Below are 26,226 nucleotides of genomic sequence, written 5' to 3' on the forward strand. Positions count from 1 at the left end.
TTTTTTAAGTATAATTTTTTCTTGTTCGATAAACATTAGCGATAATCCCGAGCATAATCATATTGACAAGCAAAGAACTTCCGCCATAACTTACGAAAGGCAGCGGAATACCTATGACAGGCATTATTCCAAGCACCATCCCAACATTTATTATGAAATGAATGAGATAAACAGAAAGGAATCCGATTATTATCAAACTTATAAATTCATCTTTTGTAGATGAAGCAATTTTTAAAACGCGGTAGATTAAAATGAAATATAAAATCAGCACGATAAAACTTCCAAAGAAACCAAATTCCTCGCCTATCACGCAATAAATGAAATCCGTCCATTGTTCAGGAATAAATTGCAGTTGGGTTTGATTGCCATGCAAAAATCCTTTACCAAAAATTCCACCGCTGCCTATTGCAACTTGCGCTTGAATTGCATTGTAGCCGGCACCTAAAGGATCAGAGTTGGGATCAATAAATGATTTAATTCTGTTTTGCTGATGAGGGCTTAGTGCATGATAAACCACGTCGGTAAAAAATCCTGCACCAAGATTTAAGGCAAATATCGAACCGCTAAAAAAAATATCCTGCTTAAAGAAGATTAGAAGTGCTACAACTATTATAATTGCGCCAATGAAAAAGTAATTTCCAAACAAAGATGACACAGCAACAAAGCCCGGTGATAAAACTACGAATAAACCGAATACACTTATTCCTTTCCAAAAAATCATCATCAATATTAGTCCGCAGAATACAATCGAAGTTCCCATATCAGGTTCAAGAAGAATAAGTGCAACAGGAAATAGACCAATTGATAATGAGATCAGAATATCTTTGAAGGATTCTATGTTTGATTGTTGACGGGAAAGGTAAGCAGCCATTGCCAATATGGTTCCAACTTTTGCAATTTCCGAAGGTTGAAAACCAACTGATCCGAACCCGAACCAGCTCTGTGCGCCTGAAACTTTTTTGCCAACAACGAAAACCAGCATCAGAAGGAGGATGGAAAGTATATATGATGGAACCGCTGCTATTTTAAAACTATTAGTCGGAAGCGAATAAATAATAAAAAAACATATTAGTGAAATAATTGACCAGGTTAATTGTTTATCGAAATTGCCACTCGCAGTCGGATGGTTTACAGTAGAGCTGTAAATCACAATAAGACCTATTCCAATCAGCAATAAAGCAGAACCGAATATGCCAAAGTCAAAACGATCTCCAATTTTATAATCAATTTGCATTGTTCAACTTTAATTTTTTACGCTGTCGGACTTGACAATATTTTCAGCATCCTTTTTTAACTTATCCTTCATCAAATATGCTTCAATCATTTTTTTTGCTATCGGTGCCGCCCAGGTTCCGCCAAAGCCAATATTTTCAACAACAATTGCAAAAGCTATTTTGGGGTTTTTATAAGGTGCAAAGCCGATAAAAAAAGCATGGTCCTTTCCATGAGGATTTTGAGCTGTTCCTGTTTTACCTGCAATTTCAATTTCACTCATCCTGATACTTGTTGCCGTTCCACTTCCATTAACAACAAGAAACATCCCTTCCTTTACAAGATCAAAGACCGATTGTTTAACCCCCGTATTAATCTCCTTGAATTTGTAAGGAATTATTTTTTTGGTTTTCTCATCAAGATAACCTTTAACAACATGCGGCTCAAAAGATTTTCCATTATTTGCAATCAATGCTACATATTCTGCAAGCTGCAAAGGTGTCACGCTTACCTCTCCCTGCCCGATTGCAAGACTTGCCATAATACTTCGAGGCCATTTTTCGCCATAAATTTTTTTATAATAATCTTCATCTGGAATAAAACCTGCGACTTCCTCACCGATATCAATACCCGTTTTGTGACTGAAGCCAAATTTTTTAGCGTAGGCATTCCATTTATCCAACCCTATTTTATAAATAAGATTGTAGAAAAAAGTGTTACAGGATTTTTCGATTGCATGAACTACATTTAAACTTCCGTGTGAACCATGACACTTGAAGAATCTGCCGAAGGTAAAACCACCGCCGCAATAAATAGTAGTTTCGGAGGTAATAACTCCTAAATCAAGCGCAGCAATTGCAGCAAGAATTTTAAAAGTTGAACCCGGAGGTTTAACAGACAAAGTCGCGCGATTAAAAAGTGGAATTTCAGGATCATTGTATAGTTGATCAAGATATTCTTTGCTTGTAACATAAGAGAATTGATTCAAATCATAACCGGGGGAACTAACGAGTGCGAGTATTTCACCTGTGGAAGGATCTATTGCAACAACAGCCCCCTTTTTCCAATCAATTCCTGTTCAGCAACTCGCTGCACATCAGCATCAATTGAAAGAACAAGATCATGCCCCTTGATAGAGTTAACATCATCCTGCCCATCATTAAATTTTCCAATTTCTTTTCGCTTTGAATCAACGAGTATATATTTATCTCCTTTAATTCCTCTTAATTCTTTCTCGTAAGTTTTTTCTACTCCTGTATAACCGATGTAATCGCCGGGGTTGTAGTATTCATTTTCTTTTTCAAGCAGCTTTGCCGAAATTTCTTTAGCATAGCCAAACAGATGAGAACCAGCTACACCGGCAGGATAACCGCGCTGCATTTCAACTATGTAGTCAACACCCGTTAGATGCTCGCTGTTTTCTTCATACCATGAAATAACCTCGAAACTAACCCCCCGTTTCACTCTTATCGGTACATACTTTGAATAAATACGATTATTGTCCAGAATTTTATCAATATAACCAGAATCAACCTGAAGTATCGCTTCGATTGTTCTACTTAATTTTCTATCATAATCAGCAGGAGTTATTCTTAAGGTGTAGGCAGGGATATTATCAACAAGTACTTTTAAGTTGCGGTCAAAAAACACACCACGAAAAGGAATTTGCTCGATTGCCTTAATGCTATTGCCGGCTGATTTCTGATCGAATTCCTTTTGATTCAAAATTTGCATTTGAAAAAGTCGAAAACTAAGAAAACCAAAACATGCTATGATAATAAAATATAGAATCGACTTGCGATGAGAAGAGCCAAAATTTATCTCGTTCATCTGATACCGCCGCGTGGAGAAAATAGAAGCAAAATGGTTGATATAATGGAAGTGTACAAAGCAGGCATCAATCCCTGCTCAAATAATAGCAGCAAAACATTACTGCTTAAATCAATACTCGAAAAGAAAGAATAGATTATCGAATCTACTGATGCACAAAGAAGAACAATCAGACAAAATAAAAACGATCTTAAATATTGATCTCGTTGTGTCTCTTTAGAAAAATAACCGGCAGTAAATCCGGCAATTGTTTTGGAGATCATTGCACTTCCAATTAATCCGCCGGTAATCAGATCGAATAAAAAACCGAAAATAAAACCTAATACTGTCCCATAAATTTGCCCATGCTGAAGCGTATAATAAACAAGTATGATCAGTAGTAAGTCCGGTACGCTGCCGTTAAGCGAAAATAACGGAACAACCGTAACCTGAATTAATAGAAGTGGAAAGAATAAGATAACTGGAAGTATATAGCTTAATCGCATAGGTTATTTACGATTATAAAAATTCATTTCGAGATATTCCTTTTCTTTACTTTGAACTATCCCAAGCACAAACACATTTTCTGTTTTGTCGAAATCCACAAATGATTGAATTACAATTTCGTTAAATATGCCAGTCTCCAAATTTTTTAACCCCTTCACAACACCGACCGGAATGGCTGCCGGAATAATCGAGCTTAAATCTGATGTGATTATCCTATCCCCTTCCTTAAAATCGTACGTCTTTGGTACATTAACGATTGCAAATTCAGATCCATTCCATTTCATTACACCATCCACCCGACTTCTTTCATCTTTCACTGTAATTTTAAGGTCAACATTCTTCAATGTCCGAACGACGGAATAATTATCCGAGACTAAATAAACAATCCCTATTAATCCTGCATCATTTAAAACAGGCATTCCAACTTTAACCCCTTTTTCATTTCCAACATTTAAGGTAAAAGATCCCTGAAATTGATTTAGAGACTTAGAAATTATCGCGGCAGGAATTAGAGGTTGATTAGCTGTATCTTTTAATCCAACAAGACCTTTCAATTCTTGATTCTGAATTCCATACTGCCTCAACTTGCTTACTTCGAGCATAAGATCAGCATTCTTGAATCTCAGCCTCTCATTTTCATTTCTAAGAGATGAAGTGTTGATAATATCTGAGAAAATTGAGGAGACAGCAGCGAAGCTTCCGAATGCCACAGCCCGGACATTTTGCAATTCAGCCTTGTTGTTAAGGGATAGTGTGATAAATGAAATGACAAGTAATAAAATTAGAATGAAATATTCTTTGAAATTAGACCATAAATATGATATCAGTCTGAACATTAATATCTTCTATTACGTATTAAAACCTTCGAATAATGATTAAGATTATCTATAACTTTTCCTGCACCTCTAACAACTGCGGTTAATGGATCTTCAGCAACGTGCACGGGCAGATTAGTTTCCATTCTGATTCTTTCATCTAAACCTTTTAAGAGGGCACCACCCCCTGTTAACATCACACCTCTATCAAGAATATCTGCAGAAAGCTCCGGAGGCGTGCGCTCAAGAGTTCTGCGGACAGCATCAACTATTTGAGTAACAGCTTCGTTTAAAGCTTCGCGAATTTCTACCGAGCTGACCTCAGTTGTCTTTGGAATACCCCCGACCAGGTCTCTGCCTTTTACTTGTATAGTAATTTCTTCTTTCAACGGAACAGCCGAACCAACTTCACATTTAATGGCTTCTGCTGTTCTTTCGCCAATTAAAATGTTATGATTTTTTTTAAAGAATTGCATTACGGCATTATTCATTTCATCGCCCGCAATCCGAATGGATTCTTCATTCACTATTCCTGATAAAGCAATAACTGCTATTTCAGTTGTTCCACCTCCTATATCAATTATCATACTTCCAACAGCAGCTTCGACATCGATTCCAATTCCGATTGCCGCTGCCATTGGCTCAGCAATCAAATGAACTTCTTTAGCACCGGCATGTTCGGCGCTGTCTCTAACTGCTCGCTTCTCAACTTCGGTAACACCGCTCGGAACTGCCACAACAATCCTTCTGCTTGCTATTGCCCCTGCCCTGACTTTCTTAATAAAGGCACGAATCATTCCTTCGGCAATTTCAAAATCTGCAATTACTCCATCGCGCATTGGTCTGGTGACTTTTATCTCCTTGTGCTCTCTGCCTTGCATTTCCTTTGCTTTGTTTCCAAGAGCAATGATACGTTTTGTATTTTTATCAAATGCAACGATCGAAGGTTCGTTCAACACTATCCCCTTCCCTTTGACATAAATAAGAGTATTGGCTGTCCCCAAATCAATTGCAATATCAGTAGAAAATAAATCGAAAATTCCCATTAGTCCTCTTAATGTTTAAAGTGTCTTATTCCTGTGAATACCATTGAAATTTTATTTTGATTAGCTGCATCTATAACTTCTTTATCCCTCACCGAGCCTCCTGGTTGAATAACTGACACAGCTCCGCATTTAATAATTTCTAGAAGTCCGTCTGCGAATGGAAAGAATGCATCGGATGCAGCAACCGAATCTCTTAAATCAAGTCCATGCTCTTTTGCTTTGATCGCGGCTATTTTCACCGAATCTAAGCGGGACATTTGCCCTGCCCCAACAGCAAGGGTAGTTTTATCTTTTGCAAAAACTATTGCATTCGATTTTGTGTGTTTAGAAACTATCCACGCAAATTTAAGATCTTCCATTTGCTTTGCAGTTGGCTTTACATCAGTTACGGTTTTTAATTGATTATCTACTAAGCTAATACTATCAGAATCCTGAGCGAGCACTCCGCCGGGAATATTTTTATAGTTCATTTTTGGTGATGAGTGTGACACAGGTTTTAGCTGCCTGATCAGCCGTCTATCTTTTTTCTTAAGTAAAATATTTACTGCACCTTCGGTAAATTCGGGCGCACAAACAATTTCTAAAAATATTTCATTTAGCTTTAAGGCTAAATTTTCATCAATCACAAAACTTGTAACTACAATTCCACCAAAGGCAGAGACCGGATCACACTTTAAAGCTTTTACGTAAGCATCAAGGGGGTTGTTTCCAATAGCTGCACCTGCAGGATTATTGTGTTTAATTATTGCGCATGAATTTCTACCAAGATCTTCGGTCAGTTCAACCGCTGCTACCAAATCTAAAATATTATTGTAAGAAATCTCTTTGCCATGGAAAACATCGAAGTAAGAATTAAATTCTCCAAAGATTAAAGCCTGTTGGTGGGGGTTTTCTCCGTAGCGGAGGTCTTTTTCTTTTTTATAATTTATTCTAAAATAAGATTTCGGCAGTTCAAATTTATTTTCGAGGAAGTTTGCAATGTGAGTATCGTAATTTGCTGTGTGCGAAAAAGCTTCAACTGCAAGTGCCCTTTTTGTTTCAAAACTTACCTCACCCTTCTTCAATTCTTTGATGAAAGAATCATATTGATCAGGATTCGTAAGTACTGAAACAAATTTATGATTTTTTGCCCCCGCTCTGATTAGACTTGGACCGCCAATATCAATATTTTCAATACATTCTTCCAAAGTAACATTTGGTTTCTTAATTGTCTCAACGAAAGGATAAAGATTAACACAGACAATATCAATTGGATTTATATCAAATTGACTAATCTGATGCAGGTCGTTTTTATTATCTCTTCGATAAAGTATTCCGCCAAATATTTTAGGATGAAGAGTTTTAACACGACCGTCAAGAATTTCAGGAAAGCCCGTCAGGCTGCTTATCTCGATCACTTCTATGTTTGCCGAAAAAAGTAATTTGGCGGTATTTCCTGTCGCAATGATTTTATAACCTTCAGAGATTAATGCTGTGGCAAGCTCAAGTATTTTTAATTTATTGGATACACTTAGTAAAGCAAACTTTTTCAATTTAGTTCCATTTTTATCAATAAGTTACTTGAACTCTTCCGTTCTCAAAACGGATTCGATTTTCGTAAAACATTTTTATTACATTCGGTAATAGTTGGTGTTCAACTTCTAAAACACGTGCTGCTATTTCTTCCGGAGATTTAACATCCGAAATATCAACACATCTTTGAGCAATAATTTTTCCAGTATCATAAGATTCATCAACAAAGTGAACGGTAGCTCCCGATACTTTGCAAGATGAATCAAACACTGCTATGTGAACTTTCATTCCATACATCCCCTTCCCACCAAATGAAGGAAGCAATGCCGGATGAATATTAATAATTCGATTCTTGTAACTGTTTGTTATTTCAATTGGAACAATTTTAAGATAGCCTGCAAGAACAATTAACTCAATATTGTTTTGGTCGAACAAATTTAAAAGTTCATCAATCGCTACTCCCCCCTGCTTGGTTCCTAAAGTGTAATGAGGAATAGAATTATTTTTTGCTATTTCAAACGCCGGACAAAAAACTTTATCGCTGATGATTAAAGCAACTTCAACTTTATTCTTTAATTCTGCGGAATTGATAATTGCATTTAGGTTAGAACCTCTGCCGGATACAAAAACGGATATTTTCACTAATTATTTTTACGAATTAAAAGTGATCAAAATTACTTAATTGAAATACAATAAGCAATGAATTATAACCTTTTTCAAAGATTTTATTTATTTTTTACTATTTATTCTTCTATTAGGAGAAGGAATATCTACTATAACCACAATGCATATTTAACTGTTTAATTTCAGAAAATTTTTGAATTTACTTAAGCAGTTCGATTACACCTTCTAAGGGAGGCTAAATATTATTTTTAGTAGGGAAAATTAATAGTACCAAATTTTTTATCATAATAGAGACTAATTATCAATGCCCGCTTTTGGGTCCAACATTGAATGTGTAACATTAGTGATATAATTATTCTTAGAGACTTCTGAAAATTTAGATCAATAGTTCTTGTCATTCCCATGCCAATGCCACGGGAATCCAGGAAGAAATTAATAGATTTCCGTTTTAACGGAAATGAAATTTTGTATCAATGCCATCAGAGTCTCTCTTTATAAATAACCAAATTTAATGCTTTGAGGTATCTTAAGATTTTTGATTTTATTTTTGCAGGGAAATGACAATCCAATTCAATGGTGCTGAGCTAAGAAGCATCACTGAGAACAATGGCACGGAAGACATCAGATTAGAAGCGACTTAGATAATTATTAGCAGCGTAAGATTAGCGTATCATTAGCGTATGATTAGCGTTTCATTAGCGTAAGAATAGCGTATGATTAGCGTATCAATAGCGTATGTTGAATGTATATACTTTTGGTTCTCAATATAATTCATTGTGAACAAGGCAGGGAAAGAACTTTAACAGAAAAAATAAATTTCTATTAATAATTACTCTTTAAATATACAATTTTGCCATCTCTAGTAAAAATTATTTCAGAATCATTTCTTTGAATCAATTTGAACTATCTTTATTTTTCCCGCAAAGGTTGGTAGTAAATAGTCAACCGGATTTTGTAAATATGTTTGATAAACCTTTTTGTGGATAAAACATTTAAGTTGAAGTAAAAAATGATGTTAAGTTTAAAAGTAATAATTTAATATTTGAGAAAAGATAATGTTTTGAGCCCCTTAAACATCAACGAAAAAGAAACCCGTTACTCTATTATAGACCCGCTTCTAACAAAAGCAGGCTGGAACCTCGCCGATCATACCCAGGTTGGATTTGAAATCCCCGTTCAGAATTATGACAAAACTCGTGTAACTGGATTTAGTGATTACTGTTTGTTTAAAGCTAATGGTGATATTCTTGCTGTAATTGAAGCTAAAAGGACCAGTCGTGATCCAAGAGTAGGTAAGCAGCAAGTACTTGAATATGTTGAGGAGTTAGAAAAGAAACAATCGTTCCGCCCATTTGCATTTATGAGCAATGGTGACGATACTTTCTTCTGGGATTCTGAAAACACTGCTGAAAGACACGTTGCCGGATTTTTCTCTCGCAAGAATCTTGAACGACTGTTACATCTTAAACAGAATCGTAAACCACTTAACTCAATCCAGATAAAAGAATCAATTGTAAATCGTTCATACCAGGTTGAAGCTATAAGACGAATAGCTGAAGCACTTGATGTTAAAATGAAACGTAAAGCTCTTCTTGTAATGGCTACAGGTACAGGAAAAACCCGTACTATTATGGCTCTTATTGATGTTTTACTTAAGGCTAATGCTGCACAGAAGATCTTATTCCTTGCCGACAGGGATAGTTTAGTAACTCAGGCTCTTACTGATGGATTTAAACAGCACTTGCCAAATGAGTCAAGAACCAGGATTAGAACTTATGACCTTTCGACTGATGCTCGTGTGTATGTTTCTACTCTTCAGACGCTAGAGCTTTGTTACAATAAATTTACTCCCGCCGATTTTGATGTTATTATCTCAGATGAATGCCATCGTTCCATCTATAATAAGTTTACTGATGTGCTTGCATACTTCGATGCTGTACAAATAGGATTAACTGCTACTCCTGCTGAGTTTATTGAACGTGATACTTTTAAGTTCTTTGACTGTGATGGTAAGACCCCTACATTCCTTTATCCCTTTGATGATGCAGTTAAAGAAAAATACCTGGTGGATTTTAATGTGTATGCTGCTCAAACTAAGTTCCAGAGAAAAGGCGTTAAAGGTATTGATCTCTCAGAAGAAGAAAAATCAATATTGCGTTCAAATGGAATTGATCCGGATGAACTAAACTTTGAAGGTACTGATCTTGAAAGAAAGGTAACTAACAAAGATACTCTTCGTGCCCAGTGGGAAGAGTTTATGGATAATTGTTTGAAAGATAAATCAGGACAATACCCAGGTAAGACAATTGTCTTTGCAGTTACCCATAACCACGCAATGAGATTGTCAGAGACATTCAACGAAATGTTCCCGCAATTTCCTAATCTCGTTCAGGTTATTGATTCCAAAATGGAAAGGGCAGACGTACTGCTTGAAAAATTCAAGAAAGAAGATATGCCCCGGATTGCAATCTCTGTTGATATGCTTGATACCGGAGTTGACATCCCCGAGATAGTTAATCTTGCTTTTATGAAACCTGTTAACTCTCAGATTAAATTCTGGCAGATGATTGGCAGAGGTACAAGAAGCCACGAAGCTTGTAAAGTTTATGACTGGCTACCAAACGGTATTAAGGAAAGCTTTTTAATTATAGACTACTGGCAGAACTTTGAGCAAGTTAAGATTGATGATACTAATAAACAGGTTCCGATAAGAGTTACAATTTTCAATACTCGTCTGGCTAAACTCCAAATGTTTTTAGGTGATCAGGAAAGTGATGATGCAAAACGTATTATAAATAACTTACGTTCTGATATAACAGATATTCCTCTCGATTCATTCTCGGTGCATAAGGTGTATAAAGATGTTAAGGATGCCTGGCAAAATGATTTCTGGAATTTTATTACTCGCGATAAGATCGAATTTCTAAGATTAAAAGTTGCGCCGCTTTTAAGATTTGTTCCGGGAATGAATAACGATGAAGCTTTCTTTATTAGCAAGATGGAAAGACTTGGACTGAACTTCCTGCAAAGAAAAGATTTGGCTACTGCAATTGATTCAATCAAAGAAGATGTTTCGATGTTGCCAACAAACCTTGCGCAGGTTGCTCAACATATCCGTGTTATAAATGATTTATTAACCAATAAATTCTGGCAGGAAGCTAACCTCACTAAGATTGATGAAACTAAAGAAACTCTCGCTCCGATAATGAAATACAAAATGCCAAGACCTTCTTTGGTTATTGAACTTGGACTTGATGATATTATTGAATCACGCCGCTGGGTAATACTCAGAAAAGATAACCAGAAAGTTTACATTGAAGAATATAGAAAACGAGTTGAGGCAAAGATACTTGAACTTGCAGAAAAGCATCCTGCAATTATAAAACTTAAAAAGGGTGAAGCTCTTGGTATTGATGACCTGCTTGATCTTGAACTTACACTTAGCAAAGAATTAAAAGTAGAAGATATTTCTCTTGATGAAGAAAATATGTTAAAAGCTTATGGAGTTAAAGTTGGCAGCTTTGTTGATTTCTTAAAGCACGCATTAAACATTGAGAAGATACCAAGTTATGAAGATGTTGTTAAAAAAGCTTTTGATGCTTTCATACTTGAACACAATTACAATGCAGATCAATCTCGTTTCTTAAGGGCAGTGCAGAATGTATTTGTTCAAAGAAGAAAACTTGAACCGGCAGATCTATACGAAGAACCCTTCACAAACTTTGGAAGTAATGCAGTTGATAAATTATTTACTGAAGATGATGTAAATGAATTGGTAGTGTTAACTAAGAAATTGGTGGCTTAAGGAACTCACCCTAAATCCCTCTCTTATAAAGAGAGGGACTTGTTAGTGGTAATGACTTTATATTTTATTTGCCGACAGGAGAAATTGATGTTACGTTTTAAATTGATTATAAGCCTCTCTCTTACTAAGAGAGAGGTTGGAGTGAGTTAAAAATGAGCTTAAATAGCAGAAAAAAATTAGTTGAAGTTGCAAAGGTTGTTTGCAGAGATTTAAGAAAACGAGCTACGGATTCAGAAGAAAAACTTTGGGAACAGTTAAGGAACAGACAATTATTGAATAAAAAATTTTACAGGCAGTATCCGATATTTTATGATTTGACCGGCAGAGAATCTTTTTTTGTAGCTGACTTTTATTGTTATGAAGAAAAATTAATAATTGAACTCGATGGTGAGTATCATAAATATAGATTGACAGAAGATATTGAAAGAACACTTATATTAGACAGGCTTGGATTAAAAGTAATAAGGTTTAAGAATAATGAGGTTGAAGGAAATATCAATGCTGTTTTGGGAAAAATAACAGAAGAATTATTAACTCATCCCAGCCCTTCTCTTAGTAAGAGAAGGGCTTATTAGAGAACATGACAGAAAATCGTATATGCTGACAGAACAATTAATAAAAAGTTTTATATTGACAACAAGTCTCTCTCTTGGCAAGAGAGAGATTAGAGTGAGTTCGAACCCATTTACAAACTTTGGAAGTAATGCAGTTGATAAATTGTTTACACAAGAAGATGTGAACGAGTTGGTTGAATTGACAAGGAAACTAGTAGAAAAAAATATTATTGGAGTGCTTAAAGATGAAAAAAAACACCATATTTATTTTAGCACCTGAAGCGAAACAACCACCTAAGCCCATTCAATCATTGATTGATGATTATAGAGAATCCATTGAAACTCTTGAAAGTGAGTTTAATACTCCATTCACCCTATTTCAAGATGGAAAAAGTGAGGCATATTATATCGATTGCCATATCTCAGCTTTGACAGTTAAAGACAAACTTGACTATGAAGCATCTCTGGATCCCGACGAGCAAGATGAAATTAAAGCGAATCGAGAGTTTCTCCCTCTTCACAAGTTATTCTTAAAAATGCAAGATGATGCTAAAAACGGTCGGCAGTTTAATGATATTATAGTGGAATACATACCAAATAGTCATCGTCCAGAAAAACCATTAAAAATTTATGGAGGACAACATAGGTCTCTGTCGATAGAGGAGTCTATAAAACAAGGTCTTAACCGATATCACGGATTTAGAGTTTATTTTGCTCTCTCTGTTACTCAGCGTAACGAAATTGCACACGTCTCGAATGCGAATATTAATGTCCCATTAGATTTATTAGATAGGATGCAAGAGACTGTAATAGGACCAGAGCTTAGGAAGTGGTGCAAAAAAATAGGTTTGCTTTCTAAAGATTTTGCTGAAAAGAAAAATAATGAAGGTATTATAACAGCAAGACTTGCACGAACTTTTGTTGTGAACTATTTCTTAGGTGCCTCTCAAAATGTAATCGAGAATCGAGTATATAGTAGTCTAATTGGAAATGAAGTTAACGATGTTTACCTCAATTGGGACAGAGCAAAGAGGATATCTAATCTAAATGATTCTAAATTATTGGAAGCGGGTGAGCAATTTACAAGACTTCATAAAAAGCAAATTGATAAAGTGAAGAAGGATGCTGAACTTTCAAAAACTGCTGAATTTAGGACTAAGGCCCTAACCCCAAGTATAATTTCTGCTTGGGCATATGTGGCCGGTATACTCCAAACAGATCGGAAGAGATTAGAAAAAGTCTTTAAACTACCTGATAAAACGAAGAGCACTAATCCACTATCCGCAAAAGAAATGTCTGAATATAAGCATCAATCCGACCCTAAAACTTATAGGGGCTTAGGCACGCGAACTGATAAAAAGGAACGTGGTAAATTAATACAACTGTTTTTATTGTATTCGGAAAAGCAAGAAAATTCTCTTACTCCAAACCTTATTGATGCAGCTGTATCGACATTTCTAACTCAATCGCTGGCGGAAGAAGCCAAGAAAAAAATGGCAAAAGTAAAATGATTAAAAAAAGTTATAAAGTCGTTGATTTAATTTTTTCATTGTTTGAGGACAGTAAATTCTTTCTTAATCAGGCTAAAATAAATAATGCTAATGATAATATATCTGAAAGGTACTCTAGAGCAAGTGTAATTGTATCTTGGGCGGCATTCGAAGGATGGATCAATAAAACTTGTGATGATTTTGCTGAAACAAGTACAAGCTTATCTGTTTCAGAGTCTGGTTTTTTAAAAGAAAAAAAAGTTGAACTAAAAAACGGTGAGTTTGTAGTTAGTAGAATTGATAAATATGAAACAACTGAAAATAAATTAGAATTTCTACTCAGGAAATTTACGGATTCTAAAATAGATAAATCGCAGATATACTGGCAAAATTACAAGTTTAGTAAAGATCTACGAGATAGTATAATGCATCCTAAAAAAAGTAAATCGGCTTTTATAGATATTCAATCCGCGGAAACAAACTTCAATACACTTAAATATTTCATTGACCTATTATCAAGAAAATTATATAACAAAAAATTCTATTTATAATTCCCATGCTCACCAACTCCACAACACTAAAACAAAAAATAGATGCACTCTGGGACAAGTTCTGGTCTGGTGGAATATCAAATCCACTTACTGCTATTGAACAAATGTCTTATCTGATATTCCTAAAACGGCTTGAGGATAATGATAATACAAATGCTGCAATGGCAAAGAGACGAAACGAAAAATTCATTTCCGTATTCAAGGGTAATGAAAAATGCAGATGGTCTTATTGGTCGCAATTACCCGGCGATCAGATGTTAAAACATATTCGCGATACAGTTTTTGAATTCCTTCGTAATCTTGGTTCTGAAACGAGCACATTTACACAGCATATGCAGGACGCATATTTTGCTTTGCCAAAAGCTTCTTTATTACAGGAAGCAGTAAGTATAATTGATGATCTTCATATCACTGAGCAAAATATCGATGTTCAAGGTGATCTTTATGAATATCTTCTCGGACAACTTGCAACTGCTGGCAAGAATGGACAGTTCAGAACTCCGCGCCACATCATTAGAATGATGGTTAAACTTGTTGATCCTAAAATCGGTGATAGGGTTTGTGATCCAGCCTGCGGTACTTCGGGTTTTTTATTCAACGCCTATATGCACATACTGGAACAGAATACAAGCAAAGATGTTCTTGATTATGATCAAGAGGGAATACCGCATCATTTAATCGGTGACAAGATTACTGATAAAAAGCTTTTTAAATTTCTAAAGACCCACGCACTTACTGGTTATGATTTTGATTCTACTATGACACGTATCGGTGCTATGAACTTAATGCTTCACGGAATTGATAATCCAAACATTAGATACACAGATACACTTTCTAAGTCATACAATGATAAAGAGATATACGATATTGTTTTAGCTAATCCGCCGTTTAAAGGTTCAATCGATGAAACAGACGTAAACCCAAGATTTAAAACCAAAACTAAAAAGACTGAACTTCTTTTTGTTGAGTTGATTTACGATCTGCTTGTAACAGGTGGAAGAGCAGCAGTTATCGTTCCCGATGGAGTATTGTTTGGAACAAGCACCGCCCACATTGATGTACGTAAAATCCTGATTGATAAATGTAAGCTCGAAGGTATTATCTCTATGCCTTCAGGAGTATTCAAACCATATGCAGGTGTATCAACTGCAATTGTAGTTTTCCAGAAAGGTGGCATTACTGATAATGTTTGGTTCTACGATATGGAAGGTGATGGATTTACTCTTGATGATAAGCGAAATAAATCCGATAAGAATGATATACCCGATATTATTAAACAGTGGCAGAATAGACACACCCCTAACCCCTCTCGAGAGGGGAATAAGAAAATAGTTGTTGTTGATGTTAAGGATATTAAAGCCAATAAATACGATCTCTCAATCTCCAGGTACAAAGCTGTGGAGTATGAAGAAGTTGTTTATGAAAAACCTGACGTGATAATGGAAAAGGTTTTGAAGTATGAGACAGAAATTGCCAAAGATATTTCTGAGATAAAGAAATACTTAGGTAAATAAGGAACTAATCCCAACCCTTCCCTTGCAAAGGGAAGGGCTTATTAGAAAAGATGACTTTACATTTTATATGCTGACAGAAGAATAAATGAGATGTTTTATAATGAAAATAAGTCTCTCTCTTTTTAAGAGACAGATTAGAGTGAGTTCGGAGATTTACTTTGGTTAATAACAACTGGCAAAATATAACTTTTGTGTTCTTGTTTTACTCCCATCTCTTTGCAAGAGAAGGGCTGGGGATGAGTTCCCTGAGAGACAAATATGAGTAGCTTACCAAACAACTGGCAGATTAAATCTTTAGGTGAGGTTGCTTCTATTACTGCTGGACAAGGTGCTCCTCAGGGTGATGAAAACTTTTCAGATAAAGGTTATCCTTTTATTCGGGCAGGTTCATTAGAAAATTTAATGAATGGAAGTAACTACGATCAATTAGAAAAAATTGAAGAAGAGAAAGCGAAAAAACATCATTTAAAACTTTTCTTAGAAGGATGTATCCTTTTTGCTAAAAGTGGAATGTCTTCAATGAAAGATCGTGTTATTGTTTTAAAGTCATCTGCTTATGTCGTTTCGCATCTTGCTGTGATTCAACCTAATGAAAACTTAGATTCAAAATATTTGGCTCATTGGCTGGGTTTTTTTAAACCAAGTAGATTAATTAAAGATGAAAGCTATCCTTCAATTAGTTTAGATACTGTCTCAAAGATTAGTGTGCCATTCCCACCACTCCAAATCCAAAAACAAATTGCTGAAATATTAGAACAGGCAGACAAAGCAAAACAAAAACGCAAAGAAGCAAACAAACTAACAGATGAATTTTTGCAATCAGTCTTTATAGAAATGTTTGGAGATCCGGTGAAGAATCCGAAAGGGTGGGAGATAAAATCATTCGATCAACTAGTTGAGAAGTTTCAGTATGGAACTTCAATAAAATCTTCTCTGGATGGTATTCCAGTACTTAGGATTCCTAATATCATTCAAGGAGTTCTTGACTTAAGTGATTTGAAGAATGTTAAGCTTTCAGAGAAAGAAATGCATTCATTAGTTCTTAATATCAATGACATTTTGTTTGTTCGAACAAATGGTAACCCTGATTTTGTTGGACGATGCGCATTATACAATTTAACTGGTAAATACGTATTTGCATCTTACCTTATTCGAGCAATAGTTAGAAAAGAAAATGTAAACTCAATGTTTTTAGTTTATTTGTTAGGCAATTCAGATTATAGAAATGTAATTAGAAGTAAGTGTTCAACAACAGCAGGACAATTCAACATTAATACAAAAGGTTTAGGTGGTTTGCCAATAATTTTACCTCATATTTCTCTCCAGCAACAATTTGCAGAGATAGTAAACAAAACAGATGCATTAAAAGAAAAACAAAAACAATCAGAGCAGGAGTTAGGAAATCTTTTTCAAAGCTTAATGCAAAAGCATTTAAAGGGGAGTTGGTGTGAACTCATCGCGTACCCTTCTTCCCGAAATCGAGATCTTCGACTTCGAAGAGAAGGGATTATTGGTTTTGCTGTCGCAACATTTTGTATGATGTCAGAGGAAATAATTGAAAGTTTTATAATGATAACAAGACTCTCTCTTTTCAAGAGAGAGATTTAGAGTGAGTTCGGAGTTATATAATGTGCAGTTTCCCAAACAGCTGACAGGTCAAATCTTTGGATGAAGTTGCCGGTAAAGCCGGGTTAATGAATGATGGCGACTGGTTGAATCAAAAGATCAAGATCCAAAAGGTGAAATAAGACTAAATAAACGGGCAGCATAAATAATAAATTTCATTCCAATATTTATTTTTTGCATAAAATTTGTTCGGATTATTTTTTTACCACAAATTGGATACTGAAGTTTATTACTATTGCTTTTCATTTTACTGCCATAATGCTTTAATTTGTATTAGACTTTTTATAAAAAACATTTTACTTATCCCAATAATAATTTAGAAAAATAGTAGATAAATAGAGTGTTGATTTAAGGTATTTTAATTAGCTTAAATTTATTTTAAGCATTTAAAAATAATTTGAAGACATTATGGTACTGCTTACACATTCAATATTAGAACTTGATTTTACGCAATCCATCTTTTTGCTTGCTACAATTATTGCTGCTTTAGGATTAATCATTATCATTTATTCCCGGAACCGAGAATCAATCAAGAGTCGTTTGTTCATCCTTATTTTATTACTTGTAATTGGTTATTTAATATCACACGCATTTCATTTTTTGATAATGCATTCTTCCGATGTAACAATATTAGATCGCTCATGCCACTCTTTTCTTCTCTTGATAATATTAACAATAACATTCTTTACCTGGAATTTTCCACATCCCCAAAAATTAGGAATTATCAGAAGCTTGTTGTTAATTCTTCCTTCGATATTACTTTTAGGATTTCTATGGAGTGGATATTTTATTGAGGAATCCTCTGCCCATCATACTATGTTCAGCGTGCACTATTCTTCATCTTATCCAATATTTTTATTATGGTATGCATTCTTAGTTGCACTTAATTTTTATTGGCTTCTCAAAAGATTTTATTCCGAAAGAAATGCCAATCAAAAAAAACAAATACTATTACTGTTTTTAGGTTTGATAATTACAAACCTTGCTTCTTTTGTGTTCGGTTTGTTTCTGCCCTGGTATCTTGGATTTTACTATCTGGTTGAAATCAGTCCCCTCTCATTTTTAGTCGGCGTAATCCTTTTCACATCAGTAGCTGTAAGCAGATATGATATGTTCCAAGCCTCGATGAAAAGAATCCATAATTTCAGTATAACAAAGAAAATTATCTTAAGCGCTTTGATTCTTGTACCAATAATAATTCTATTGGTGCAAGTACCTCTAATCAGATTTATTTTTCAACCTGAAAGTAACAAAGAGCTTTATAAGTTTTTTGCAATAAGTGTATTTGGTGGATTAATAGTAAGTGTAAGTATCGCCTTCGTGATAATAAAAATCATCTCAAATCCATTAAACAAGCTGAAGAATAATGCTCTTGAAATAGAAAAAGGCAACTACGGTACAATGATTGATTTTTCGTCTAATGATGAATTTGGTGATTTGACAAAAGCTTTTAATAATATGTCTGAAACTTTACAAAATAATTCAGCCGAGTTGATAAAAAGAGAAAACAGAATTTCCCTTTTACTGAATGCCTTCGAAGAATCTTCCACTGCAATTGCAATAGTTGATGAAGGATTCAGAATTATCGAGGCTAATCCTCAGTTTTCGGAAATAGTTGAAAAAGACAGAAGTGAAATATTAAATAAGAGTATAGTGGACGTTCAATTTAAAGATGATTTTAATGAATATTTTAATATGATTAAAAATGAACTCCAGTTGTATTCAAAGTTTAGAGGGGAATTAAATTATGCCGAAAAATTTCTTTTAATATCTGTCACTCCCTCAACAACCGGTAGTAAATTCAATGGGTTTTTATTTATTGAAGTAGACATAACCGAACAAAAAAAATTAGAGGAACAATTAGTTAAATCCGAAAAGCTTGCCGCACTTGGAAAGATGGCTGCTGTACTTGCACACGAAATTAAAACTCCTTTAACCTCCATTAAAATGAATGCTGATATTATTGCAGAAGAATTAAAGTTGAATGAATCTGAAAAAGAATACCTTACAATTATTCAAACCGAAATAAACAGAATGAATAATTTGGTAAAAGATGTTTTGCAGTTTTCAAGACAAATGGAATTGGATTATTCATTGTTTGATCTTTTCGATATGATTGAGAATATTAAATCTCAATTGCTCAACAAACTAAAAACAAAAAATATTTCTTTTATTAACAACATTGATAGAATTGAGTTAACTGCTGATGAATATAAATTAATGCAAGTATTTTTAAATTTAATTGATAATTCGATAGAAGCGGTGGGTAATAATGGTAGAATAGAATTAACATCTTCGGTTGATGAAGCACTTAATAATATTAAAATCTTAGTCTCAGATAACGGCACGGGAATAACTGCCGGCGCGAAAATATTCGAACCATTTTTCACAACTAAATCATCCGGAACCGGGCTTGGATTATCGGTAGCGCAAAAAATAATTGAACAACATAAAGGAACAATTCGACCTTTATCATCCAAACCGGGAAAACTGTTTTTGAAATAATATTACCAATCAGGCAATCAGAGAATAATAGTAGTAAAATTTTTTGCAGAAGGGAATGAGTTTTGACTGAAAATAAAATGCAAAACACAAAAGATAAAATTTTAGTAATTGATGATGACCAATCAATTCGAAAAACCCTTTCGAGCTATCTGAAAAAATTGAATTATGAAGTCTATTCGGCAGAGAACGGAATTCAAGGAATTGAAATTGCAAAATCTGAACTGCCCGACTTAGTAATCACTGATATAAAAATGCCTGAGGCGGACGGATTTGAAGTTTTAAAAAGAGTAAAAGAAATTGACAGTCATATTCACGTAATTATGATTACCGCTTTTGATGATATGCACAGTACTGTTAAAGCGATGCAGCAAGGCGCATACGATTATATAGAAAAGCCTCGCGAAATTGATAAACTAAAAATTACTATAAATCGTGCTCTTGAAAATAAAAGGATGAGCGAAAAGCTTTCTTCTTTTATTCTTGATGAATCTGATGAATACAAATTAGAGAATACTTTAATTGGTAAATCATCATCCATGAAAAAGGTTTACAAAAAAATCGGACAGACATCATCAAGCCGGGTAACTGTATTAATCGAAGGCGAAAGCGGTACTGGAAAAGAATTAGTTGCCAGAGCCATTCACTACAGCGGAATTACGAAAGATAATCCCTTTATTCCTGTTAACTGCACAGCACTAACTGAATCTTTATTAGAAAGCGAATTGTTTGGACATGTAAAAGGTGCATTCACCGGTTCGATAAGAGATAAAAAAGGAAAGTTTGAGTTAGCAGAGAAAGGGACAATTTTTCTTGATGAAATTTCCGAAATATCTCCCAACCTTCAAGTGCAATTGCTTAGGTTGCTGCAGCAGAAAGAATTTGAACGAGTGGGAGGTGAAACTTTAATCCCGATGAAAGCAAGAATTATTGCCGCCACTAATAAAGATTTGCACAAGCTTGTTCAGGAAGGAAAATTTCGAGAGGATTTATACTTCAGGTTAAAAGTAGTATCGATAAATCTTCCTCCACTTCGTGAACGGCTTGAAGATATTCCTCTTTTAGTCAGTCATTTTCTTACAAAAATTAATAAAGAACTTCACAAAAATGTTACTAAAGTTCCTGACGAAGTTATGGAAATGCTGCAAAATCATTACTGGGTCGGAAATGTTCGTGAATTAGAAAATACTTTAATGCAGGCAGTTGTGCTTTCCAGTGATGATGTATTAAACAAAGAAAATATTTTGCTCCGAAAACCGGAAACTGGCGAGATAAATGAAGGAGTAAATTTTATAACCCTGTCAGAAAATGAAAGAAATCATATAAAAAATATTCTCGATGCTGTTCAATGGGATAAGAATAAAGCGCACAAACTTTTAGGTATATCTTTACCCACTCTTTACAGTAAAATTGAGACTTATAAACTCTCACCGTTTGAGGACAAAGCCTGATTGAATATGGAAATAAATTTTAACTCTATCATTAAACAATATAAAGATGACAAGGAATCAGTTTATAACACCTGGTTTATCAATAATGAGGATAGACTAAAAGCCTTTCGCTCCATCAGGCGAGGTGTAATACAAGTAGTTGAAGACATCAAACAAAAAAATTTGGCAATGATTTTAAAGGTAGTTCGCTTGAATTTGTTCTAACTTGCATTACTGAACAGAAACAAGTTTTTGAAGGGGCGGCACATCCTTTTTACTGGAAACCAAAGTTGAGAATTCCTGATATTTACGAAAATGAAAATAATAAAATAACCTTTGGTCAATTCCTGGGAAATGTTCTCTGCGCTGCAAAAGAAGAACAAGTAATTAAAGAAATAATCAAAATAGACACTTGTAAAATTAAAGGTCTTGGTCCGGCAGTAGCCAGTATTTTATATTTTCTTCATCCGACATTTATTCCTCCATTTAACACGGCAATTATTAAAGGGTTCAATTATTTATTCAAGGATAAAAAGAAACTAGGTTCTTGGGAGGACTATTTAAAAATCCGGGAAGTAATAGTTGAAACTAATAAGATGTATCAACAAGAATTTTCTCTTGATTTGGGAGCGTTTGCGGGATTATTATATGAAATTGGGACACAAAGACTTTTAGTGGGAAGTGATGAATATATTACAGATGATGAACGAAAAAAGTTAGAATCGCTTTTTCATAAACGACAAAAAGAAATTATTGAAGAAAAGAAAGAAGAAAGCTTGCATTCCGAAATGCAATATCATTTACTAAAAATAGGGAAAGCTCTGGGATATGATGTAATTTGTGCCAGAAATGATTTATCGAAATCTTACATAGATTCAAAATTTTCATTCCTATGTTTGAATACATTCCCAATTATTTCAGTAGATAAAGAAACTCTAAATACAATTCAATTGGTTGATGTTCTTTGGTTTAAAAAAGACACTAACAATATTGTTGGAGCTTTCGAAGTAGAAAAAAGCACAAGTATATATTCGGGGATTTTAAGACTAACAGATTTGGCTTACTCAATTGCAGACGGGGATGAAGTATTTTATATAATTATCCCCGACAGCAGGGAAAGGGATGTTATTTTACAGCTCAGCAGACCTTCAATAAAAAAAATATCTGTCCCTTTAAAATATATTTTGTTTTCTGAACTGAGAGCAAATTGTGATGCAATATGCAAATTTGGCGACACACATTTTATTATGGAAAAGATTGCAAAGTCTGTATGAAATTCTCCATCGCCAAAGAAATAAATTTCTTCCCTGTTTAGAATAATAAATTTATCTTCATTTACTTTAAAAAAGATTATACGCTCTCCAAAAAAAATTTAAGAGTTTTAAAAATATTTAAACTCCTTAAAATCTCCTTCTAAAAATCTAGCCTAAAAAGTTCTATTTCATTTCAATAATACAATAATTCACTTTGGCATTATACTTTCATATAAAAAATTAAGTAAAAACAAAAACTTCTGTAAGAAATTGTTCACTTAGTAGAACATAGCAGAAGTAAAATTTTACTCGAAGGAGAAAAAACAATGAAAGCACAATCATTGATTGTCATTAGCCTGCTTGCAATAGTTTTGACGGTAGGCTGTGGAACAACAATTCCTGACGGTTACGAGGGACTCTATTGGGGACACTATAGTGGTGTGGATACTACAGTTTACAGTAACGAGTTCAAGTGGGCTTGGGTATGGAATAGTGTCATTTTGTATGACGTCCGATGGAAAACACAGAGTGAGAAGGTTGACATTCTTTCACTAGACGATCTACATATGGAGGTAGAGGTTGCTCTTCGGCTACGACCTATCCCCTATGAGTTGTATTTATTACATAACGAGATTGGTCAAGAGTATTACACTGAAGTTGTTCAACAGCAATTTCGTTCTATCGCAAGAGCGGTATTCTCTCAGTACAGTTACACGGATATACCGAAGGAGAGCCTCAAGATTCAAAATGCGATCTTAGCTCAGCTCAAAGAGAACCTTAAGAACAAGCATCTTGAACTGGATGCTGTAGAAATCAAGCATGTAGACTATCCTGAACTAGTTAAACAGGCTGCAGATCTAAAACTTGCAACTGAACAGAAACTGCTGCAGAAGGAATACGAGCTAAAGATTGCCGAGAAAGATGCTACAATCAAAATCATCGAGGCAAAAGGTCAACAGACGGCTCAGAAAATAATTGACAGCACGCTGACCCCGACCTATTTACAATATCGCGCTCTTGATATTCAGAAGGAATTAGCTAAAAGTGGTAATTCGTCTTTCTATTTTGTGCCCGTAGGTGTCAATGGTATTCCCATTATTCTTGAGACGGGAATGGAGAAAAAGTAATAGTGCGGTGTTTACAAAATTTTTGCAGGACGCAATCCGTAAAACATTGCGCCCTACCTTAAATAAATCATAAACCAACCGCCTCTCTTATTGCCACGGTTGGTATCATTTAAAAATAAATACGGAGTTTGTTATGAATAAGATTGCTTCTTCCATGTGGGGAATCAACAAAGGCTCTTTAGCTATAATAATCTTTCTGATTGCAGGAATGACTTCTACATTCGCACAAATAGCAAATATAGTTACAGAAGCTGTTTCTCCCTACAAACTTCAAACATTGGGTATAAATACTAATTCGGTTTCTTCCGGATTGAATAATGTTCCTAATGGAACTTATGTTTATCTATCTGCAAAAAATATTGGTAATATTGAACCTATAAATTCAGCTGTATTTGAAGTGTTATCGCAACCGCCCGGTTCCAATATTGCTCTTGAAATTATTAATCCTATATGGGTGCAATTCAGACCTGAGGTAAAAGGTCCATATATAATAAAGTTAACAATTACAACATCAGGCGGTACGGACGATACAACTAAGACAATTTACGCTGCGGATTTTATAGGGGTAGGAAATTTCGAGGGTATATCAGGTCAGTTCCCGAAATGTATGACTTGTCATCAGTCATCGCCGGAATTTTCTGAAATGTTTGATCGCTGGCAGGTTTCCGGTCACGCACAGATGTTTAAGCTAATGATTACCCAAGGTCCTTCTAATTATGGCACTTCGTGTTTTAACTGCCACACCACCGGAACTGATAAATACATTGCAACTAATAACGGCGGTTTTGATGATATGGCTGCTGCACTGGGTTGGGTATGGCAAGGACCACCAAGTCCAGGTAAATGGGATTCGCTTAAAACAGATTATCCCGACTTAGCTAATCTTGCAACCATTGGGTGCGAAAGCTGCCACGGACCAGGAAGTGAGCATGCATTTAATGGTGGAAATACTGACATGATTCAAATTTCCATTGACGCAGGAAATTGTGCTCAATGTCATGATAATCCTGCGAGTCAAAACAAAGTTGCTCAGTGGGAGAATTCATTGCACTCAAACCTTGTTTGGTCAAGTTCATTTGCACAAGGTTCTGAATCTCAAACAAATGACTTGAATAATTGTATCAGATGCCATGACGGTCAAGGCTTTGTTAATTTTACCAAAGAGCAGGCTACAAATACAACTGAGATGATACAAGCAAATCAGAAGATGATCACCTGTGCAGTTTGCCACGATCCCCATGGTAACAGTAACGAATATTCTTTAAGATTTACACCGGCTGGCTCCGATACATTGGGGAATGGTTATCGCTACACCGAGGGAGGTAGGGGGCCAAACATGTATGAATTGCCATAAATCCAGAAGAGATAATATTACTTATGTTCAAACAAACCTTACTTCAGCATATTGGGGACCTCACGAATCACCTCAGACGGATGTTTTTTTGGGACAGAATGCTGCGGAATTCGATTCTCCTTTTCTATCTAGCCCGCATAAATTCGCTGTAACAAACGCTTGCGTCGACTGCCACATGGTTGCGACACCCGATACTGGAAATGTCAATCGTGATCTGGTAGGCGATCACACCTGGAATCTTCACAATGAAGAAAACAATTATTACCACACAACTGGGTGTACAAGCTGTCACGGGATTATAACCAGTTGGGATGATTTTATTGCTGCTGAAGATTATGATAATAACGGAACAATAGGCAGCATTCCTGAAGAAGTAGAAGGGCTTGAAAGCAATTTGAGAATTGCCTTGCCTCCGGTTGGAATAGATTCTATCTCTTGGGAATTGATACGTGATATAAATGACTTAAGCACTAAAAAAGCATATTGGAACTACCAATTGGTTACTAATGATGGAAGCGAAGGTATGCACAACGCTATGTTCATAATTGATGTACTGGCTAAGTCTATTCAGGCGGTTAAAGGAATAAGTTCCGCAGATGATGAACCAGAAACTCTGCCAAAGAATTATGTCCTTTTACAGAATTATCCTAATCCATTTAACCCTTCAACGACAATTAATTATTCACTTCCTCACGAAAGTAAAGTTAGAATTATAGTTTATGATATTAATGGGCAAATTGTTGCTGAATTGATAAATGGAGTTAAACAATCTGGGAATTATGAAATAACTTTCAACACAAACTCCATTGGAAGAAGTATTGCCGCAGGCGTTTACTTCTATTCAATTGAGGCTACTGCTACTGATGGAAAACAAGCATTCAGAGAAACAAAGAAAATGGTTCTCTTGAAATAGTGCCAAATGGCATATTGATAAATAATGACAAATGATGTAATAAGAAAATAAATCATTAACCAGCCGTCACGTTTGTTGCGACGGCTGGAATTATTAAAAAATAAATATGGAATAAAAATGAAAACATTGAAAGTAGCAGAATTATTATTGGCAGGTATATTTTTTTTCTCATTTCAATCAAATCTATTTGCACAACATGATCACGGAACGCAGCAGCAGGGTCAAATGAATATGCAAATGAATCAAATGCAGAATGTTGTGAATAGAATGGATGATATATCAAAGCGCATGGATGATATGATGCAGCAACATCAGAATATGGGGACGCAACAGAATATGCAAGGTATGAAGCACGAAAATATGATGTCCATGATGAAATATATGGACCAGATGTCAGGTGATATGAAAAATATGACCCAGCAAATGAAATATATGATGGATGATAAAGAGCTAATTAATAACTACGAATTCAGAGACATGTTGGGAGACTTGATAGATAATATGGATGAGATAATGGATAATTTCGAAAATATGATGGATAATATTGATGAAACTCAAAAACTCATGCAAGAAAGGTAAAAA

General features: G+C 35.0%; 21 protein-coding genes and 1 pseudogene. 14 read left to right on the forward strand and 8 right to left on the reverse strand.

Annotation, left to right across the window (positions count from 1 at the left end; translation table 11 throughout):
- Nucleotides 1–4: 4 nt before the first annotated feature.
- From rodA to purN, 8 genes are read right to left on the reverse strand one after another with little or no spacing between them, the layout of a single operon-like run.
- On the reverse strand, nt 5–1,234 hold the full coding sequence (gene rodA, locus IPH11_01650; protein MBK6912430.1) for a rod shape-determining protein RodA: 1,230 nt from the start codon (nt 1,232–1,234) through the stop codon (nt 5–7).
- A gap of 9 nt (nt 1,235–1,243) precedes the next feature.
- Nucleotides 1,244–2,284: a hypothetical protein gene (locus IPH11_01655; protein ID MBK6912431.1), complete on the reverse strand. Its 1,041-nt coding sequence runs from the start codon at nt 2,282–2,284 to the stop codon at nt 1,244–1,246.
- Nucleotides 2,251–3,042, reverse strand: a complete 792-nt coding sequence (locus IPH11_01660; GenBank protein MBK6912432.1) for a hypothetical protein — start codon at nt 3,040–3,042, stop codon at nt 2,251–2,253. Before IPH11_01660 ends, IPH11_01655 begins: the two co-directional genes overlap by 34 nt.
- Nucleotides 3,039–3,527 (reverse strand): rod shape-determining protein MreD, encoded by a 489-nt coding sequence (gene mreD / locus IPH11_01665; protein ID MBK6912433.1) that lies wholly within the window; start codon nt 3,525–3,527, stop codon nt 3,039–3,041. The genes IPH11_01660 and mreD overlap by 4 nt, the downstream gene beginning before the upstream one ends.
- A 3-nt stretch (nt 3,528–3,530) precedes the next feature.
- Nucleotides 3,531–4,364, reverse strand: a complete 834-nt coding sequence (gene mreC, locus IPH11_01670) for a rod shape-determining protein MreC (GenBank protein ID MBK6912434.1) — start codon at nt 4,362–4,364, stop codon at nt 3,531–3,533.
- Nucleotides 4,364–5,389 carry a rod shape-determining protein gene (locus IPH11_01675; GenBank protein ID MBK6912435.1) on the reverse strand — a complete coding sequence of 342 codons (1,026 nt, stop codon included), beginning with the start codon at nt 5,387–5,389 and terminating at the stop codon, nt 4,364–4,366. The genes mreC and IPH11_01675 overlap by 1 nt, the downstream gene beginning before the upstream one ends.
- 8 nt (nt 5,390–5,397) lie before the next feature.
- Nucleotides 5,398–6,921 (reverse strand): bifunctional phosphoribosylaminoimidazolecarboxamide formyltransferase/IMP cyclohydrolase, encoded by a 1,524-nt coding sequence (gene purH / locus IPH11_01680; GenBank protein ID MBK6912436.1) that lies wholly within the window; start codon nt 6,919–6,921, stop codon nt 5,398–5,400.
- 16 nt (nt 6,922–6,937) lie between these two features.
- Nucleotides 6,938–7,543: a phosphoribosylglycinamide formyltransferase gene (purN, locus tag IPH11_01685; protein ID MBK6912437.1), complete on the reverse strand. Its 606-nt coding sequence runs from the start codon at nt 7,541–7,543 to the stop codon at nt 6,938–6,940.
- A 1,042-nt stretch (nt 7,544–8,585) separates the two neighbouring features.
- On the opposite strand from purN, the gene IPH11_01690 reads away from it, so the two are divergent.
- The 14 genes and pseudogenes from IPH11_01690 to IPH11_01755 all read left to right on the forward strand — a co-directional run bounded on the left by IPH11_01690 (nt 8,586) and on the right by IPH11_01755 (nt 26,223).
- The gene (locus IPH11_01690; GenBank protein MBK6912438.1) at nt 8,586–11,330 is read left to right on the forward strand and encodes a DEAD/DEAH box helicase family protein; all 2,745 of its coding nucleotides are present in this window, start codon (nt 8,586–8,588) and stop codon (nt 11,328–11,330) included.
- Nucleotides 11,331–11,482: 152 nt separating this feature from the next.
- Nucleotides 11,483–11,905, forward strand: coding sequence for an endonuclease domain-containing protein (locus IPH11_01695; protein MBK6912439.1), 423 nt, complete (start codon nt 11,483–11,485; stop codon nt 11,903–11,905).
- 55 nt (nt 11,906–11,960) lie between these two features.
- On the forward strand, nt 11,961–12,164 hold the full coding sequence (locus IPH11_01700) for a hypothetical protein (GenBank protein MBK6912440.1): 204 nt from the start codon (nt 11,961–11,963) through the stop codon (nt 12,162–12,164).
- Nucleotides 12,130–13,395 carry a hypothetical protein gene (locus tag IPH11_01705; protein ID MBK6912441.1) on the forward strand — a complete coding sequence of 422 codons (1,266 nt, stop codon included), beginning with the start codon at nt 12,130–12,132 and terminating at the stop codon, nt 13,393–13,395. The genes IPH11_01700 and IPH11_01705 overlap by 35 nt, the downstream gene beginning before the upstream one ends.
- Nucleotides 13,392–13,925, forward strand: coding sequence for a hypothetical protein (locus tag IPH11_01710; protein MBK6912442.1), 534 nt, complete (start codon nt 13,392–13,394; stop codon nt 13,923–13,925). Before IPH11_01705 ends, IPH11_01710 begins: the two co-directional genes overlap by 4 nt.
- Nucleotides 13,926–13,930: 5 nt before the next feature.
- On the forward strand, nt 13,931–15,439 hold the full coding sequence (locus IPH11_01715) for an SAM-dependent DNA methyltransferase (GenBank protein MBK6912443.1): 1,509 nt from the start codon (nt 13,931–13,933) through the stop codon (nt 15,437–15,439).
- Between the two features lie 258 nt (nt 15,440–15,697).
- Nucleotides 15,698–17,047: a restriction endonuclease subunit S gene (locus tag IPH11_01720; protein MBK6912444.1), complete on the forward strand. Its 1,350-nt coding sequence runs from the start codon at nt 15,698–15,700 to the stop codon at nt 17,045–17,047.
- Nucleotides 17,048–17,473: 426 nt separating this feature from the next.
- Nucleotides 17,474–19,570: a HAMP domain-containing protein gene (locus IPH11_01725; protein MBK6912445.1), complete on the forward strand. Its 2,097-nt coding sequence runs from the start codon at nt 17,474–17,476 to the stop codon at nt 19,568–19,570.
- Nucleotides 19,571–19,647: 77 nt separating this feature from the next.
- Nucleotides 19,648–21,018 carry a sigma-54-dependent Fis family transcriptional regulator gene (locus tag IPH11_01730; protein ID MBK6912446.1) on the forward strand — a complete coding sequence of 457 codons (1,371 nt, stop codon included), beginning with the start codon at nt 19,648–19,650 and terminating at the stop codon, nt 21,016–21,018.
- Between the two features lie 6 nt (nt 21,019–21,024).
- Nucleotides 21,025–22,271: pseudogene (locus IPH11_01735) on the forward strand (hypothetical protein).
- A 305-nt stretch (nt 22,272–22,576) separates the two neighbouring features.
- Nucleotides 22,577–23,377: a prohibitin family protein gene (locus IPH11_01740; GenBank protein MBK6912447.1), complete on the forward strand. Its 801-nt coding sequence runs from the start codon at nt 22,577–22,579 to the stop codon at nt 23,375–23,377.
- 133 nt (nt 23,378–23,510) lie between these two features.
- The gene (locus IPH11_01745; GenBank protein MBK6912448.1) at nt 23,511–24,731 is read left to right on the forward strand and encodes a hypothetical protein; all 1,221 of its coding nucleotides are present in this window, start codon (nt 23,511–23,513) and stop codon (nt 24,729–24,731) included.
- Nucleotides 24,718–25,644: a T9SS type A sorting domain-containing protein gene (locus tag IPH11_01750; GenBank protein MBK6912449.1), complete on the forward strand. Its 927-nt coding sequence runs from the start codon at nt 24,718–24,720 to the stop codon at nt 25,642–25,644. Before IPH11_01745 ends, IPH11_01750 begins: the two co-directional genes overlap by 14 nt.
- A 117-nt stretch (nt 25,645–25,761) precedes the next feature.
- On the forward strand, nt 25,762–26,223 hold the full coding sequence (locus IPH11_01755; GenBank protein MBK6912450.1) for a hypothetical protein: 462 nt from the start codon (nt 25,762–25,764) through the stop codon (nt 26,221–26,223).
- Nucleotides 26,224–26,226: the final 3 nt, after the last annotated feature.

The sequence above is a fragment of the Ignavibacteriales bacterium genome, assembly GCA_016709155.1.
Taxonomy (GTDB): Bacteria; Bacteroidota; Ignavibacteria; order Ignavibacteriales; family Ignavibacteriaceae; genus JADJEI01.

Coding starts and splice junctions, on each gene's coding strand:
- IPH11_01720 (MBK6912444.1), top strand. CDS start 15,698: ATGAGTAGCTTACCAAACAACTGGCAGATTAAATCTTTAGGTGAGGTT.
- rodA (MBK6912430.1), bottom strand. CDS start 1,234: ATGCAAATTGATTATAAAATTGGAGATCGTTTTGACTTTGGCATATTC.
- IPH11_01745 (MBK6912448.1), top strand. CDS start 23,511: ATGAATAAGATTGCTTCTTCCATGTGGGGAATCAACAAAGGCTCTTTA.
- IPH11_01710 (MBK6912442.1), top strand. CDS start 13,392: ATGATTAAAAAAAGTTATAAAGTCGTTGATTTAATTTTTTCATTGTTT.
- IPH11_01715 (MBK6912443.1), top strand. CDS start 13,931: ATGCTCACCAACTCCACAACACTAAAACAAAAAATAGATGCACTCTGG.
- mreC (MBK6912434.1), bottom strand. CDS start 4,364: ATGTTCAGACTGATATCATATTTATGGTCTAATTTCAAAGAATATTTC.
- IPH11_01755 (MBK6912450.1), top strand. CDS start 25,762: ATGAAAACATTGAAAGTAGCAGAATTATTATTGGCAGGTATATTTTTT.
- IPH11_01725 (MBK6912445.1), top strand. CDS start 17,474: ATGGTACTGCTTACACATTCAATATTAGAACTTGATTTTACGCAATCC.
- IPH11_01695 (MBK6912439.1), top strand. CDS start 11,483: ATGAGCTTAAATAGCAGAAAAAAATTAGTTGAAGTTGCAAAGGTTGTT.
- IPH11_01660 (MBK6912432.1), bottom strand. CDS start 3,042: ATGAACGAGATAAATTTTGGCTCTTCTCATCGCAAGTCGATTCTATAT.
- mreD (MBK6912433.1), bottom strand. CDS start 3,527: ATGCGATTAAGCTATATACTTCCAGTTATCTTATTCTTTCCACTTCTA.
- IPH11_01705 (MBK6912441.1), top strand. CDS start 12,130: ATGAAAAAAAACACCATATTTATTTTAGCACCTGAAGCGAAACAACCA.
- IPH11_01675 (MBK6912435.1), bottom strand. CDS start 5,389: ATGGGAATTTTCGATTTATTTTCTACTGATATTGCAATTGATTTGGGG.
- IPH11_01740 (MBK6912447.1), top strand. CDS start 22,577: ATGAAAGCACAATCATTGATTGTCATTAGCCTGCTTGCAATAGTTTTG.
- IPH11_01750 (MBK6912449.1), top strand. CDS start 24,718: ATGAATTGCCATAAATCCAGAAGAGATAATATTACTTATGTTCAAACA.
- IPH11_01730 (MBK6912446.1), top strand. CDS start 19,648: ATGCAAAACACAAAAGATAAAATTTTAGTAATTGATGATGACCAATCA.